Origin of the sequence: Bacillus sp. FJAT-27225, from assembly GCF_001685025.1 — a bacterium.
GTDB lineage: Bacteria > Bacillota > Bacilli > Bacillales > Cytobacillaceae > Bacillus_D.
Genome location: NZ_MAYU01000024.1, coordinates 114,725 through 128,277 on the forward strand (window position 1 = coordinate 114,725; position 13,553 = coordinate 128,277).

19 protein-coding genes are annotated in these 13,553 nt (G+C 40.3%); 18 read left to right on the top strand and 1 reads right to left on the bottom strand.

Annotation, left to right across the window (positions count from 1 at the left end; translation table 11 throughout):
* The first annotated feature begins 109 nt into the window (after window positions 1–109).
* Entirely contained in the window at window positions 110–628 is a 519-nt protein-coding gene (locus A8F94_RS21595) for a DUF2179 domain-containing protein (RefSeq protein ID WP_066205527.1), read from the top strand.
* A gap of 68 nt (window positions 629–696) precedes the next feature.
* Here the strand turns inward: A8F94_RS21595 and A8F94_RS21600 are convergent, their stop codons facing one another.
* Entirely contained in the window at window positions 697–1,569 is an 873-nt protein-coding gene (locus A8F94_RS21600) for a hypothetical protein (RefSeq protein ID WP_066205530.1), read from the bottom strand.
* Window positions 1,570–1,940: 371 nt separating this feature from the next.
* Here A8F94_RS21600 and A8F94_RS21605 point away from each other — a divergent pair, with 371 nt between their 5' ends.
* The 17 genes from A8F94_RS21605 (at window position 1,941) to gvpU (ending at window position 13,535) form a co-directional block, all read left to right on the top strand.
* On the top strand, window positions 1,941–3,215 hold the full coding sequence (locus A8F94_RS21605) for an NCS2 family permease (RefSeq protein WP_066205533.1): 1,275 nt from the start codon (window positions 1,941–1,943) through the stop codon (window positions 3,213–3,215).
* 387 nt (window positions 3,216–3,602) lie between these two features.
* Window positions 3,603–4,775, top strand: a complete 1,173-nt coding sequence (locus A8F94_RS21610) for a ParM/StbA family protein (protein ID WP_066205538.1) — start codon at window positions 3,603–3,605, stop codon at window positions 4,773–4,775.
* Window positions 4,776–4,783: 8 nt separating this feature from the next.
* Window positions 4,784–5,395, top strand: coding sequence for a hypothetical protein (locus A8F94_RS21615; protein WP_066205540.1), 612 nt, complete (start codon window positions 4,784–4,786; stop codon window positions 5,393–5,395).
* A 559-nt stretch (window positions 5,396–5,954) separates the two neighbouring features.
* Window positions 5,955–6,218: a gas vesicle structural protein GvpA gene (gene gvpA, locus A8F94_RS21620; RefSeq protein ID WP_066205542.1), complete on the top strand. Its 264-nt coding sequence runs from the start codon at window positions 5,955–5,957 to the stop codon at window positions 6,216–6,218.
* 93 nt (window positions 6,219–6,311) lie between these two features.
* The gene (locus A8F94_RS21625) at window positions 6,312–6,752 is read left to right on the top strand and encodes a hypothetical protein (protein ID WP_066205544.1); all 441 of its coding nucleotides are present in this window, start codon (window positions 6,312–6,314) and stop codon (window positions 6,750–6,752) included.
* Window positions 6,753–6,774: 22 nt separating this feature from the next.
* Complete coding sequence (gene gvpQ, locus A8F94_RS21630; protein ID WP_066205547.1) at window positions 6,775–7,203, top strand: gas vesicle protein GvpQ; 429 nt, start codon at window positions 6,775–6,777, stop codon at window positions 7,201–7,203.
* A gap of 26 nt (window positions 7,204–7,229) precedes the next feature.
* On the top strand, window positions 7,230–7,493 hold the full coding sequence (gene gvpJ / locus A8F94_RS21635) for a gas vesicle protein GvpJ (protein WP_066205549.1): 264 nt from the start codon (window positions 7,230–7,232) through the stop codon (window positions 7,491–7,493).
* 65 nt (window positions 7,494–7,558) lie between these two features.
* Window positions 7,559–7,822 carry a gas vesicle protein GvpO gene (gene gvpO / locus A8F94_RS21640; RefSeq protein ID WP_066205552.1) on the top strand — a complete coding sequence of 88 codons (264 nt, stop codon included), beginning with the start codon at window positions 7,559–7,561 and terminating at the stop codon, window positions 7,820–7,822.
* 14 nt (window positions 7,823–7,836) lie between these two features.
* The gene (gene gvpN, locus A8F94_RS21645; protein ID WP_066205555.1) at window positions 7,837–8,757 is read left to right on the top strand and encodes a gas vesicle protein GvpN; all 921 of its coding nucleotides are present in this window, start codon (window positions 7,837–7,839) and stop codon (window positions 8,755–8,757) included.
* 16 nt (window positions 8,758–8,773) lie between these two features.
* Window positions 8,774–9,541 carry a GvpL/GvpF family gas vesicle protein gene (locus A8F94_RS21650; protein WP_066205556.1) on the top strand — a complete coding sequence of 256 codons (768 nt, stop codon included), beginning with the start codon at window positions 8,774–8,776 and terminating at the stop codon, window positions 9,539–9,541.
* Window positions 9,538–9,792 (top strand): gas vesicle protein GvpG, encoded by a 255-nt coding sequence (locus A8F94_RS21655; protein ID WP_066205559.1) that lies wholly within the window; start codon window positions 9,538–9,540, stop codon window positions 9,790–9,792. The genes A8F94_RS21650 and A8F94_RS21655 overlap by 4 nt, the downstream gene beginning before the upstream one ends.
* Window positions 9,789–10,613: a GvpL/GvpF family gas vesicle protein gene (locus A8F94_RS21660; protein WP_254660926.1), complete on the top strand. Its 825-nt coding sequence runs from the start codon at window positions 9,789–9,791 to the stop codon at window positions 10,611–10,613. Before A8F94_RS21655 ends, A8F94_RS21660 begins: the two co-directional genes overlap by 4 nt.
* A gap of 14 nt (window positions 10,614–10,627) precedes the next feature.
* Entirely contained in the window at window positions 10,628–10,900 is a 273-nt protein-coding gene (locus A8F94_RS21665) for a gas vesicle protein (protein ID WP_066206094.1), read from the top strand.
* Window positions 10,866–11,150 (top strand): gas vesicle protein K, encoded by a 285-nt coding sequence (locus tag A8F94_RS21670; RefSeq protein ID WP_066205562.1) that lies wholly within the window; start codon window positions 10,866–10,868, stop codon window positions 11,148–11,150. The genes A8F94_RS21665 and A8F94_RS21670 overlap by 35 nt, the downstream gene beginning before the upstream one ends.
* A gap of 25 nt (window positions 11,151–11,175) precedes the next feature.
* A complete protein-coding gene (gene gvpJ, locus A8F94_RS21675) occupies window positions 11,176–11,505 on the top strand; it encodes a gas vesicle protein GvpJ (RefSeq protein ID WP_066205564.1) in 330 nt (109 codons plus the stop codon).
* Window positions 11,506–11,545: 40 nt separating this feature from the next.
* The gene (gene gvpT, locus A8F94_RS21680) at window positions 11,546–13,141 is read left to right on the top strand and encodes a GvpT/GvpP family gas vesicle accessory protein (protein WP_066205568.1); all 1,596 of its coding nucleotides are present in this window, start codon (window positions 11,546–11,548) and stop codon (window positions 13,139–13,141) included.
* Window positions 13,134–13,535, top strand: coding sequence for a gas vesicle accessory protein GvpU (gvpU, locus tag A8F94_RS21685; RefSeq protein WP_066205572.1), 402 nt, complete (start codon window positions 13,134–13,136; stop codon window positions 13,533–13,535). Before gvpT ends, gvpU begins: the two co-directional genes overlap by 8 nt.
* Window positions 13,536–13,553: the final 18 nt, after the last annotated feature.

The following is a 13,553-nucleotide window of genomic DNA, read 5'->3' on the forward strand; positions in this document are numbered from 1 at the left end:
ATCTCTGAGGAAGAGAGTCATAGAGGCTCTCTTTCTTCATTTAGTTTAGTATAGAAAGAAAAGGGAAGGAATAATTAAAGTGCAAAATACATAAACAGGGAGTTTTAGCATGAGTCCATTGAGCATGATTGTAACCATTGTCGTTATTAATGTAGTGTATGTTTCTTTGTTCACTGTCCGCTTGATGTTTGTAATGAAGGGACAAAAGGTCCTGGCTTCCCTCATAAGCGTAGTCGAGGTTTTCATTTATTTGATCGGTTTAAATATAGTACTTGAAAATATTGATAAAATATATAACTTGATTGCTTATTGTATAGGCTGGGGTAGTGGTGTTTATCTTGGAAGTAAAATTGAAGAATGGCTTGCTTTGGGATATGTAACATTGCAAATCATTATCAACAAAGAAGAATCGAGTGTCCCACAAGTTTTGAGAGACAAGGGATACGGGGTAACCAGCTGGCTTGCAGATGGACGGGATGGAAACCGGATTGTCATGCAGGTGCTTGCAAAACGTTCAAATGAGAAGAAGTTAATGCGCACAATAGAAGACATCGCACCGTCTGCTTTTGTTATATCTTATGAACCTCGTACTTTAAGAGGTGGATTTTGGACAAAGCGTCTTCCTTAAAGGCATTGGATTTTTTGAAGGGAAACGGCAAAATCCGTTTCCTTTTTTATGTCAGGATTTATGATTTTTTATAGTACAACTACATGTTCCTTAGTTTTAAAAAACTTTTTCGAACTAGGAGGAAATACACCGGCCAGATAGCACCATTCCCAAAACATCGTCCCTTTTCCTTTGCCAATCGCGCCCTGTAATAGGAAACCGGGAGGAACAGATTCCGGAAGCCCTGTTACATGATAAGCACTGCCTGTCTCTAAGTCGATGAGTTTGAATACTGAGTTGATCGATGAAGAAACTTCAAACAAGCCGGGAAGGGTAGAGTAATAAGAGTCAAGCTTTTGGAAGTTCCTTTCTAAAGTCTTATTGATATCCAGGTTTCCTGAAAGAATGCCTGGATAGGCAGTCTCTGTCAAACGATTTAATAGGGATTCGCAAATGGAGAGCTCTTGCTGAAGCTGGGTACTGAGGGTTTCAATTGTGGGCAGGATTGAGGTCTTTTCCCTTTTATCTATCCAATAGGCAAACCTTCTTAGTTGTGAAAGAAAAAGGCGATGTTCCTGTTCTTGTTGGCTAATGTGTATACAATGCGGTAAATAGGCCGCAACTAATTCTTCCCAAAATGGCTGACCGCATTGCTGCCATGAGTCTGGGCAATTGTCTTCAAGATAATCGGCCATAAAGCCGGCAAGGATTCGGAGAAACTCATTTCTGATAGGATCTGACGGTTTCCTGAGTTTCCAGGCAATAAGGTCATTACCGTAAAATTTCATCAATCCGCGGTTTCTCATTTCAAACTGTTTGCTGATTTGAAGTTTTTTTATCATTTCCTCACGTTCCCCCGGATAGGTAAATTCATGGGTAAAGGACGTGATTTGCCAACCTTTTTTGCAACAATAATCAGTTGGCTTTCCGCTTCCGCACGCACATAAAGATAGTTTCTTCATTCGTTCGCCTGCTTTCTATTTAGTTTTTTTAATGGGAAACAATTTGAATGGGAATCAGAAGGTGAAAGAGAGGAGAGTACATTGCCATCATACCTTTAGATCAAGGGAAATAGTCGTTCTAAAATTGACTAATTTAGGAACAATTAACACCGTGAAGCAATAAATCAGCAGAGGGGCTTTATTGTATAAAATTGCAGGATTATGGAATTGAATGAACTAGCAGGCTGTGCCGAACAGCATGTTTTATTAATGGGTAAAGTAGGAAAGCTAAAAGAAATCTAACCATTTTTAAATTGGCTTTGGTATAATAGGCAAGGCCTTTCTGTATGGAAGACACTTTGGGCCTGTTATCTATTAATTGAGGTGCATTAATGAATAAACTTTTTAACATTGAGTCTGAACATACTTCTGTCCGGACGGAACTCATTGCTGGTCTTACGGCGTTCATGACTGTTGCGTACATAATAGTGGTCAACGGGGCGATTCTTAATCAGGCGGGGATGCCTTATGAAGCTGTTACAATTGCGACGGTTATTTCCTGCTTTATCGGCTGTATGTTGATGGCGCTATGGGCAAACTCTCCACTCCTCCTGGTTCCGGGCATGGGAGATAATGCCTTTTTTGTTTTTACCCTTGTGTTTGCGTTTGGGCTGACTTGGCAACAAGCGCTAGCAGCAGTGTTAATTGCGGGAATCGTATTTGTACTGGCTGCCGTTACAAACGGGGCTGCCTGGTTGTCCCGTTCGATTCCACAGTCGATGATTCATGCGATGACGGCTGGAATAGGGCTGTTCATTGCGTTTCTTGGTTTGAAAAATGGGGGATTAATTGTTCCGAACGAGGGGACCTTTGTCGCTTTGGGAAGTTTGAGGGATCCAGGAGCTTTGACGACTCTTTTGAGTTTAGCAATTTTGCTTCCGCTTTTTCTGCGTAACATCAGAGGGAACTTTCTGATAGGGATTATAGCAGGAACTGTAATTGGCGGGTTACTGGGAATCGTTGATTTTTCAACGATAGGCAACTTTGGCTTGTCGTTTGAAGGCTATGATTCGATTTTCATGGCTTTTGACTTTAGCCAGTTAACGACAGTCAGTTTCTGGACGGCTGTATTCTCTTTATCGATGGTGATTATTTTTCAAAATATGGGTGCACAACTGGGGATGCTTACGGATAAAAGAAAGTTTAAAAAGTCATTTCAGGCAAACGCCTTTTCTGTTGTTGCTGCAAGTCTTGTGGGCTGCAGCCCGACTACAACAGCTGCTGAATCAGCAACAGGAATTGCTGCTGGCGGAAAAACGGGGCTCACTTCCTTTACAGCGGGTCTTTTGTTTATTCCGGCCTTGTTCCTCATTCCATTTTTTAAAGTAATCCCGAATGAAGCGATTGCTCCTGTATTGATTATTGTTGGCTGCCTGATGGCGCAAAGTTTAAGACAAATTCCATTTGATGATTTTACAGAAGCCTTCCCGGCATACCTTATGCTCGTTGTCATGCCCCTTACGTTCAGCATTGCAAATGGGATTGCATTTGGATTCATAGTTTATCCAATTGTTAAGCTAGTCACCGGCAGAAAAAATGAAATTTCTACAGCGATGTATGTAATTGCATTCTTCTTTATGCTTTACTTTGTGTTGGGAGCGATGTAGTTTATCGACCAACATATAAGAATAAATAGTAAATAGAAGCTCCGATAAATGTCGGGGCTTTTTTTAGTACTAGAAATGCAGAAAAAAGCAGGAGGTTCATTAAAGATATTGTTGTTTACAGATTTGTATGCATGTTTGCAAATGTGTAAACAAATGTATGCAAAAATGTTTACATGTATACAATTGTGTTTGCATGCTGTTGTTAAGCGATGTGTACGGATTTGTATACACTTTTGTTGTAAGGATGCTGAGTGTTTACAAAAAGTTTACAGGTTTACATTCTTGTTTCTTTTTTTCCTTAATTATTGAACTTACACCAAAACAATCTTATCCTATAAGAGTAGCCCTGTTTTTATAGGAATCTTAAAATGAAAGGGAATGAAGAAAATGTCTAATGCCAGGATTGCAGCAGTTGATGTAGGAAACGATTCAATAAAAGCTATTTTTGGAGAGTTTGAACACGAATTAAATATCCCAAATATTATTGCCAGAGATACAGAGGATCGCCCTGTCATAGGGATAGAGGAGCTGGACAGCAAAAATCCACTTGATGGAATCCATGTGAGGGTTCATTCCCCCGCTTTAAAGGAAAATAACGCTATTTACCGGGTTGGTGCATTGGCAACTAAAAGTGATAATGCTACTGAACTTGACCCAGGAAGCAGTAAATCGGAAGAAGACCAAACGCTTATCATGCTTTTTACAACATTGGCCCTAGATGCAGTCAGGGAGGAGAGCAATTTCCCAAAGGTAAAAAATATAGTTGATGCAAACTATACTCTCGGGACAGGGCTCCCTCTTCGTGAAGTAAAAGAGGGCAAGGATGCAGGATACCGTTCAAAATTGGCTGGATCAGTCCATCAGGTTGAATTCCTTGTGACACCAAAGTATCAGGGAATAAAAGTAAATATAAAATTTGATGAAATTAAAGTGTATCCAGAGGGTTTTGCAGCATACATAAATTTGGTAATGGACAATGATCTGAAGATCATTAACAAGGATTTAATCGATAAGAGAATTATCATTCAAGATATAGGCGGTTTGTCTACAGATATTGCGGTAATTCGGAACAGGAACGTCGATGATGATAAGGCACAAGGGTTTAATTTGGGCGTTTCCGAGTCCCTTGAACAGATCAGGGAAGAAATTAGGAGCAAGCACGGCGTCGAATTGGATAGCCGGAGAGATGTAGTGGAGATCATTACCAAGAAAAACGACCGAAACCACATCATGGTTAAAGGAAACAGGACAAGCGTACATGATATCACTGATCGAATTCTTCTTGACTTAGCCAAAAAACAATACCGGCTGTTAAGGAATGTCTGGAAGAAAAATTCCCAAACTGAAATCTGTTACTTCGTTGGCGGCGGGTCTACTGTTCTGAAGGAATATATTAAAACTTTAAACAATAATCTTGATGGATATAATATTGACTTTTTTGAAGATGAAAAAGAAAGTATCTGGATGATGGCAAATGCCTATTATAAACTAATTACCGATTATTCCAGGAAAGTAGAAAAGCAAAAACAAGTTACTAAAGAAGAACCTGTTAAAAGCTAAGGTATAAGATGACTAGATCAAACTCAGGCGAAATTAAAAGAGGCCAAACCATATCTTTTCGCATTCCTTCAGATACGCCAGACCATCTGTTAAAGCATTTGCAGAAATTGAAGCAAACTGAACGCAGGAATTTTTCGAGTAAGATAGCAGATTTTGTGATGGAGGGAGTAGGGAAGTCTTCAGCAAGGGAACGTGAGACGATTACAATACCTCTCCCTCATCAATTAAGTAAGTCACAGAGGGATTGGCTAAAGCATGAACATTCCGAAGCTTTGCTCGGAAATATTATTTATCAACTTTTAACCGATCCGGTACGTGCTACAGCATTGCTTGCTTCAATGAACAGCAAATCGCTTGATATCGATGAAGCTTTATATTTACAGGAAAACAATGAAATCCTCTCCCAGAGCAATCAGAGGGATCATGAAATACCATCGGATATTAATACTGACAACGCTGCCACTTCCCGTGACTTAGATGAAATGGATGATGATCTAAGTTCTTTTGACTGGGATACGGCTAAGCAAAATGAGGAAGATGTATTTGAAGAACCAGAGAAAGAATCAGATGAGGATTTGGGAGATTTATTAGGAGACTTCCTGGCAAAAATGAACAAGTGAAATTAATGGCGGATTTTGCCAAGGATTTTTGCTTTTGGCCGCCAATAGTGCAGTATAGCGAAAGCAAAATGACTAAATACCTGATTGTAGACATCTGAGGAGAAGATACAGCTCAATGAATAAACATAAATATACTACTGAAAACCTTATGGCTGATTAGGAGTTTTACTACTCCTATCAGCCTTTTTATTTTTAGTACTTTTAGAAGGCCTTGGTCGTTCTAAGGTTATTTCTATTTATACCTCTATATAATGACACCTCGTTTGAACATCCTCATATAGAATGACATTGTTTAAATTGTCGCTTTTGACCTTTAGTCTACCAAACCATCCTAATGAAATTTTTCCAAAAAAGGCATTTATCATAAATGAAAAGTAAAAAAAGCAAGTAAGTAAGCCAGTATTGCAAAAAGTCTAATTCCTAAATATGTATTTAAAGGTACATAAATGTTATTCGTCTATTTTTGTTTATGTTTTTCTGACAAAGGTAAATATGCCTATACGGATAAGTAAAGAGCTTATCCGCTGTCGCAAGCCTAACGAAAGGAGATGAGCGAGGGATGAGTGTGCAAAAAAGTACAGATAGTTCGAGTCTTGCGGAAGTTATAGACAGAATTCTCGATAAAGGAATCGTTATTGATGCTTTCGCTAGAGTCTCACTCCTCGGAATTGAAATTCTCACAGTTGAAGCCAGGGTTGTGATTGCAAGTGTTGACACTTGGCTGCGGTATGCGGAGGCTGTAGGGCTGCTAAGAGATGAATATCAGAATGAGAATGAAGAAAAGCCTAAAAGAGGTTTAATAAGCAACCCGCAATTTAGTTAATGTCCCCAGAAGTGGTAAGTGACGATTACAGCTGGAAGTAAGCGGGAGATAGCAATAAGTAGTAAAAATAAACAAAAATGAGGTTGATAGAAGATGGCTGAGAATGAAAAAAATGAACATGTGCAAGAAGTAAATCAACAGGATGAGAAGCAAGAAGAAAGCAATCAGCAAGATGAAAAAGTAGAAAATAAAAATTATTCACTCACGCTGGCGTTAATTGGCGGGGCGGTAGGAGTTGGAATTGGCCTGCTCTCCAGCCAGGGATCAGGAAAAAAGGCCATTAAGTCCTTAAGTGAGTCAGAATTTTTTAAAACGACCAGTCAGGAATTGAAGAAGGCTGCAAATGAAATCCTTACCGACCAAGCCCAAAAGGGAATTAAGCAAATTGCCTCAAGTTATTTAGGAGATAGCCAAATGGCTGACCCGTCAAAATACGAAGAAATCAAGGAAGAAAACAAGCAGCTAAATAACCGTCTGGACCGAATCGAAAGTATGCTCGGCCAGTTAACGGAAGCTGGAGCTAAAGCAAATTAACTAACAATTAGAGGGGCTGGCAATGGAGAAGCCTATTAAAAAAACAGCTGGAAAAATGGCCAAAGAAGTAATAAAACATACCCCTGAACCAATAAAGGAAAAAGTAAAAGATGTGGTAGCTGAAAAGGCCAAAGAGAATGTAGTGGAGCAAGTCCAGGACAAAGCCCATGAATTTTCGGATCATCTGGAGGAAAAGAAGGACAATTTTGCAGAAAAGTTGAATAGTGGGGCAGAAAAAGCCAAGGACAAAACCCAGGAAGCTCTACTTGCAGCCAGGGAAAAGGTAGGCCAGGCGAAAGAAAAGGGTGAAAAGCTGCAGGACAAGCTTTCCTCCTCTCAAAAAACCGATGACCGTAAAGTGAAAGGCGTCGGTGATATAAAAAGTGTCAGCAATATTAAAGGAGCCACGGCTATTAAATCCTCAAACGATATTAAGACAATAGGCTCTTAACAGGAATATAGAAAGGAGAATGAATGATGGCAGCAGTTCAAAAAAGTACGGACAGTTCAAGCTTGGCAGAAGTTATTGACAGAATACTGGATAAAGGGATTGTCATAGATGCATTTGTAAGAGTTTCGGTAGTTGGGATTGAAATATTAACAGTAGAGGCCAGGGTGGTTATCGCTAGTGTTGATACTTGGTTGCGCTATGCAGAAGCTGTGGGGCTTCTCCGGGACGAGGTTCAAGAGAATGGACTCCCTTCACGGCAGGAAGAAAGTGGAGCAAGATTTAGTATTTGATAGGAAGCATGGAAGAAGCCGGGGCTTAAATGCCCTGGCCTCCATTATTAAATTGGGAGGCCAAGATGGAAATTAAGAAGATAATCGCCAATGTCACCGAATTTTTTAACGAATTTGTGGCACCAGTTCATAAAATTACGTCTATAGAAGAAGCGGAAAACGGCTGGAAACTAATGGTAGAAGTGATTGAAGAAAAAGAGTATATGAAAAAATACGCCAAGGATGAAATGGTTGGTGTATATGAAGTAAGCCTCAATCAGGATAAGGAAATTACCTCTTATAAAAGAAGAGATTTGCGGTTTAGAAGCTCCATTAACCTGGAAATGTAGGGTGTGGTGAAAGAGTGACAGTATTAAAGAATAAAACCAAAAAGCAAAAGCAATCAATTGTTTGGGATCACGTTACAGAGGATTTGCTGGCTCGATCATCCCGATATTTGAAGGCTGGATATCCTGTCCACTTTACAGGGCCTTCCGGGACAGGGAAAACCTCTCTGGCGCTTGAGCTCGCAAAAACGAGGAAAAGGCCAGTCATGCTTATCCATGGGCATCATGAATTAAATACGAAAGATTTGATAGGAGACTTTACCGGATATACGAGCAAAAAGGTAGTAGATAACTATATTCGGTCTGTCTATAAAAGAGATGAAAGCATCACTGAAACATGGAGGGACGGCCGCCTGCTGGAAGCAGTAAAGAACGGCTACACGCTTATCTATGATGAATTCACCCGCTCTAAACCTACAACAAATAATATTTTTTTATCGATACTAGAAGAAGGAATCCTTCCTCTTTACGGCACAAAGTTAACAGAACCGTTTATTCGCGTCCACCCTGATTTTACAGTCATTTTTACGAGTAACCCAGCCGAGTATGCAGGGGTTTATGTAACGCAGGATGCGCTATTGGACCGCCTGGTTACCATTCATATTGATCATAAAGACAGTGAACGGGAAGCACATATTCTATCAGGAAAAGTGGATATCAGTAAAAGTGAAGCAGCAGCTATTACAAACCTGGTAGCTGAGTTAAGAAAACAGTGCAAAGAAGAATCCGGGCCAAGCCTTAGAGCCTCGTTAATGATTGCAACTATAGCGAAGAATGAGGGTATTCAAATTGATGGAAAAGACCTGGAATTCCAGAAGCTTTGCATCGACATTCTTGGCCAGCAAATAAGCCGCTCTATCGATGCAGACAACCCAATAAAAACAGCGAAGGGCATGATTAAAAAGGCATGCAGCAACCTGGAACTTAAAAAGGAGTAAAAGGAGAGACATACGAATGAGCCAAGGAGAAGCGGGAATCTATATATTTTGTGGAATACAGGCCGATACGGGTGAAAGTTTTGGCCAGGTCGAAGTTGAAGGTGAAAAAGTCGATCTGTTTGTGATCCCTTATAAGGACGCGGGAATGGTTGCAGCAGAAGTTCCAATGAAAATTTACCACCCGAATAAAGAAAATTTAATGATGCATCAGGGAGCTGTTTCACAAGTAATGAAACAAAACCAGACAGTCATCCCAGTCAGCTTTGGAAATGTCTTTAAATCCAGGGAAGATGTTGCTGTCCTTCTCGAAAATTTATATCCTCAGTTTGAAAAACTCTTCCCAGCAATCAAGGGTAAGATTGAACTTGGGTTGAAAGTGATCGGAAAAAAGGAATGGTTAGAATCTCAGGTAAGCGGAAACGAAAAGATCGAGAATTTAACCAAATCGGTTCAAGGAAAATCCGAGGCAGCCAGTTATTATGAAAGGATTCAATTAGGCGGTATCGCACAGAAAATCGTTCAATCCCTTCAAAGAGAGGTTGAGCAGGATATATTTGAACCTTTAAAAACACTGTCTGAGGCTTCAAAGGTAAATGATCCGATAGGTGAAAAAATGCTATTGAATGCGGCATTTTTGATAGATAGGGAGAAAGAAGCCGAGTTTGACCAAAAAGTAAATGAGGCTTATGAGAAATGGAAGGATAAGGTCGATTTTAACTACAGTGGACCATGGCCTGCATATAACTTTGTGAATATCCGGTTAACTGTCGAGAATGCGGGATGATTCATAAGCTTGTTTCTGCCCCTATTAACCTTGTTATAAAAATTGCAGAGAAGGTTAAGGAAGAGGCGGATAAGGAACTTTATGACCTTCCTACCATTCAGCAAAAACTAATTCAGCTACAAATGATGTATGAGCTTGGGGAAATACCGGAGGATGCATATAAGGCTAAGGAAGAGGAATTAATTCTCCGTTATGAAGTCGCAAAGCAGCTCGAATTGGAACAATGGGAAGAGATGGCGAAAAAGAAATGAGGGCAGCAGAAAGAATGGAAGACTTGATTTATTTATATGGATTGGTTCCAACAAACGAACTGATTGAAAAACCATTGCCACCCTTTAAGGATTTTGATGGCAAAGGAGAAATCTATCCAATTGAAATCAGCGGAATCACAGCAGTCGTTTGCCAACTTGATTCCGGGAGTTATACGGAAGAAACGATTAAGGAACGAATAGACAATGATATGGCGTGGCTGCAGGAAAAAGCTTTTCACCATCATGAAACGGTTTTAAATCTATCAAAACTTTATACGATTATACCTCTCAGATTTTGTACGTTGTACAAGAATGAGGACAGCTTAAAGGAAACTATCCAGTCCAATTCTTCACGGATGGAAAGCACCTTTAACTTAATTTCCAACAACGAAGAATGGAATTTAAAGATCTACTGCAATGACGAGTTATTAAAAAAAGAAGTTAGCGCTAATAATCCAGCAATTGAAGAAAAAAGAGAAGAAATTAGCAGTCTATCTAAAGGAAAACAGTTTTTTGAAAAGAAAAAGCTGGATCAGCTCATTGAAAAAGAGGTTGAGAAGGAAAAAATTGCGGTCTGTGAAGATATCCACCTGCACCTTAAGGGATTTGCTATTGAGGGACATGTAAAGAAAACGTGGGGAAAAGATGTCACAGGCAGAAAAGATCAAATGACGTGGAATAGTGTGTACCTTGTTCCTAAGACAAAAGTGGAACCTTTCTTGAAGCAGATTCAGCAATATGAAAAGGACATGAAGGAAAAGGGGTGGCAGTTTGAAGCTACTGGACCATGGCCTGCCTATCATTTTTCCAGCTTTTCATAAGTGAGGATGAGGATATGACAGTAAGGGAAACGATTGAAAACAAAGAAATAGCGTTAATTGATATATTGGATGTCATCCTTGATAAGGGAGTTGCAATCAAAGCAGATTTAGTGATTTCGATTGCAGGAGTCGACCTCGTTTATTTAGACCTTAGGTTATTAATTGCTTCTGTTGAATCCCTTGTCCAGGCGCAGCAAGGCGGCAAAACAATTTCGTCGGAACAATTTGATCAACAGAGGGAGGAATTAATCCATGCAACCGGCCAGCCAAACAAATGGACGAATTAACTTGGATCCTGATAACGCAGAACATGGATTAGCTCAGCTAGTTTTGACAATCATCGAGCTCCTAAGGCAAATCGTTGAAAGGCATGCTATAAGGCGTGTTGAGGGCGGAACGCTGACTGATGAACAAATTGAAGCTTTGGGAGAGGCATTGATGAATCTGGAAGAAAAAATGGAAGAACTAAAGGAAATATTCGGTTTGGATGCTGAAGATCTGAATATTGACCTCGGCCCTTTAGGAAGCTTACTTTAAAAACCAATAGCAGGGAGGTCTTCAAGTGGCAGTGGAACATAATGTGCAATCGAGCACAATTGTAGATGTACTTGAAAAAATATTAGATAAAGGTGTAGTGATTGCTGGGGATATTACTGTTGGAATCGCAGATGTAGAACTGTTAACGATTAAAATTCGGCTTATTGTCGCATCTATTGATAAGGCGAAAGAAATTGGTATGGATTGGTGGGAAAGCGATCCTTACTTAAGTTCAAAAGCCAATGAAGGAACGAAGGCGCTGGAGGAAGAGAACAAAAGACTTCAGGAGCGGCTGGAAGCTTTGGAAAATCAGCTTTCAGGGAATCGGTTAAATTCCCCTGAATTCAATGCGTAACATTTAATAACCACGATAAAAAGCAAATGGAGGAATGAACATGGAAGAAAATAAGGAAACTCAAACAACTTTGCAAAGTAACAAAGCGAGTGTTGATTCTGCAGTACTAAAACGAACGCTGGCCGGAGGAGTGATCGGTGCTGCACTTGGATATTTGGCTACTCCCGAGAATGGGAAAAAAGTGATAGAAGGCTTTAATGATGGTGTTTCAGGGCTTGGCAACGCAGCAAAGAATAACTCAAAAAAGGCCATCCACTCTTTAAAAGATTCTACCTCAAAGCTATTCAATAAAGAAGGAAAAAATGCAAAGGACGGGGAAGCGGCAGGAGAGAGTGATAATGATACGAGCCTTTCTACTGCTTCAGGCGAAAAAGAAGATTCAGAGAATAATAGTTTGGATGATCGCATGAACCGACTGGAAGAGATGTTAACGAAGCTCATTCAGGAAAAGGAAGGCCAGGAGAAAGGTCAGAGCAGTGCAAAAGCCACGAAGGCGGAAGAGGGCCTGGCAGAAGATAATCCTGATAGCAAAGAGAATGAAGATGAACCTGCGCTGGGTTCCGAGGGTTCCGAAGAGGAGTCGGATTCTGAGAATAATGGAGATACCGAGGATGAGTCGCAACTTGTACTTTCAAATGAAGGTAAATCGCAGCAATCTGAAAACGATAGAGAAAAGAATAAGGACGAAAAGAAGTCTCCAATAGAGGGAGAAGAAAAAGAAGATTTCGTATCCGGTCAATCGGCTGAAGGAACCGCATCCCAAGCTGATCATTCAGGGGATAATGAAGAGTCAAAAAAGCAGACTGAACAACAAGATGATAGTGAAGGCAAGGAGGGATCGTCTAAAGATGAAGGCTATGAGACGCTAAAAAAGCAAAATAAGGAACTACAAGAGCGTCTAGGTTCACTAGAAGGCATGTTGTCAAAATTGATAGAAGCAAAAAATAGCCAAACCGAGAATGACAGTGACAATGATACAGGGAATTCCGATACAAAGTCAGATAATCAAGATGAAAAATCTGCTGGACGAGATTCCAATGAAGGCAGCTCTCCAAATGAAAACCGGGAAGGTAATGAAAAAGTAGAGGCATCTGGAGAAGACGAGAAATATCAGGAAGAAACGGATGCTTCATCGAAAGAACTGGGAAACGAAAACGAAAAAGGCGCATCTTTAGAAAGTCAGGACGTTAAAGCAGAAAAAACAGATGCTTCCCAGGACGGGGAAGATGAAACAGAAAAATCTCAGGATAAGGAAAGCGAAGGGGAAGACGCTTCCCTAGAGGTCCAGGGAGAAAAAGAAGCTGATGCTTCTAGGGAAAACCAGGAAGAAGAAAAAGAGGCGGATGTTTCTCAGGAAGACGAGGAAGAGGAAGAAGAACTAGATGCATCTCAGGAAGGACAGGAAGACGACAATTCCGAAGGTGACCAGGAAGGCAAGGATAACAGTAAAGAAAATGAGCAAGCTGGGTTGAATGAACACAAAGGCCAGGAAAATACAGACAAGCCCAAGGAACCCAGCAAAAAGGCAGGCAAGACAAATAAAGAAAAACAAAAGGGAAGTTACACGGTTCTCTCGGAAGAGGACGACACCTACCTTCTCTTGGAAGGATTGGAAAGGAAGAAGGAAGATGAGTAATCAACCGGAAACAAAAGACACTGTACTTGAGTTATTTGTTCAAGCTGCCAATAACCATAGCTTTAACCTGGACATAACGTTAAATGTCAAGGGAGCAGTGATTACAGGCACCATCATTTCGGCTAAGGACTACTTTGAAGCTTTAAGTGGAACAGTCGAGGATGGAAGCGATGTGTCAGAAAAACTTAGTGAGATGTTATCAAATGCGGGAGAAAGTGTCGGTTCGGAAAGCCAGCCCGAAGCCAATTATATTCATTTGAAAAATGCCAATGTTTATGTTGGCGATAGCAAACCGACACCCTCAAAGGGTGATATTCTCTGGAGAGGAAAGCTCAGTGAAATTGATGGTTTCTTCATTGGTAGAATCGTAGATGGCAAATCAAAAGATTCATAATCGGTTCATTTATAAAAA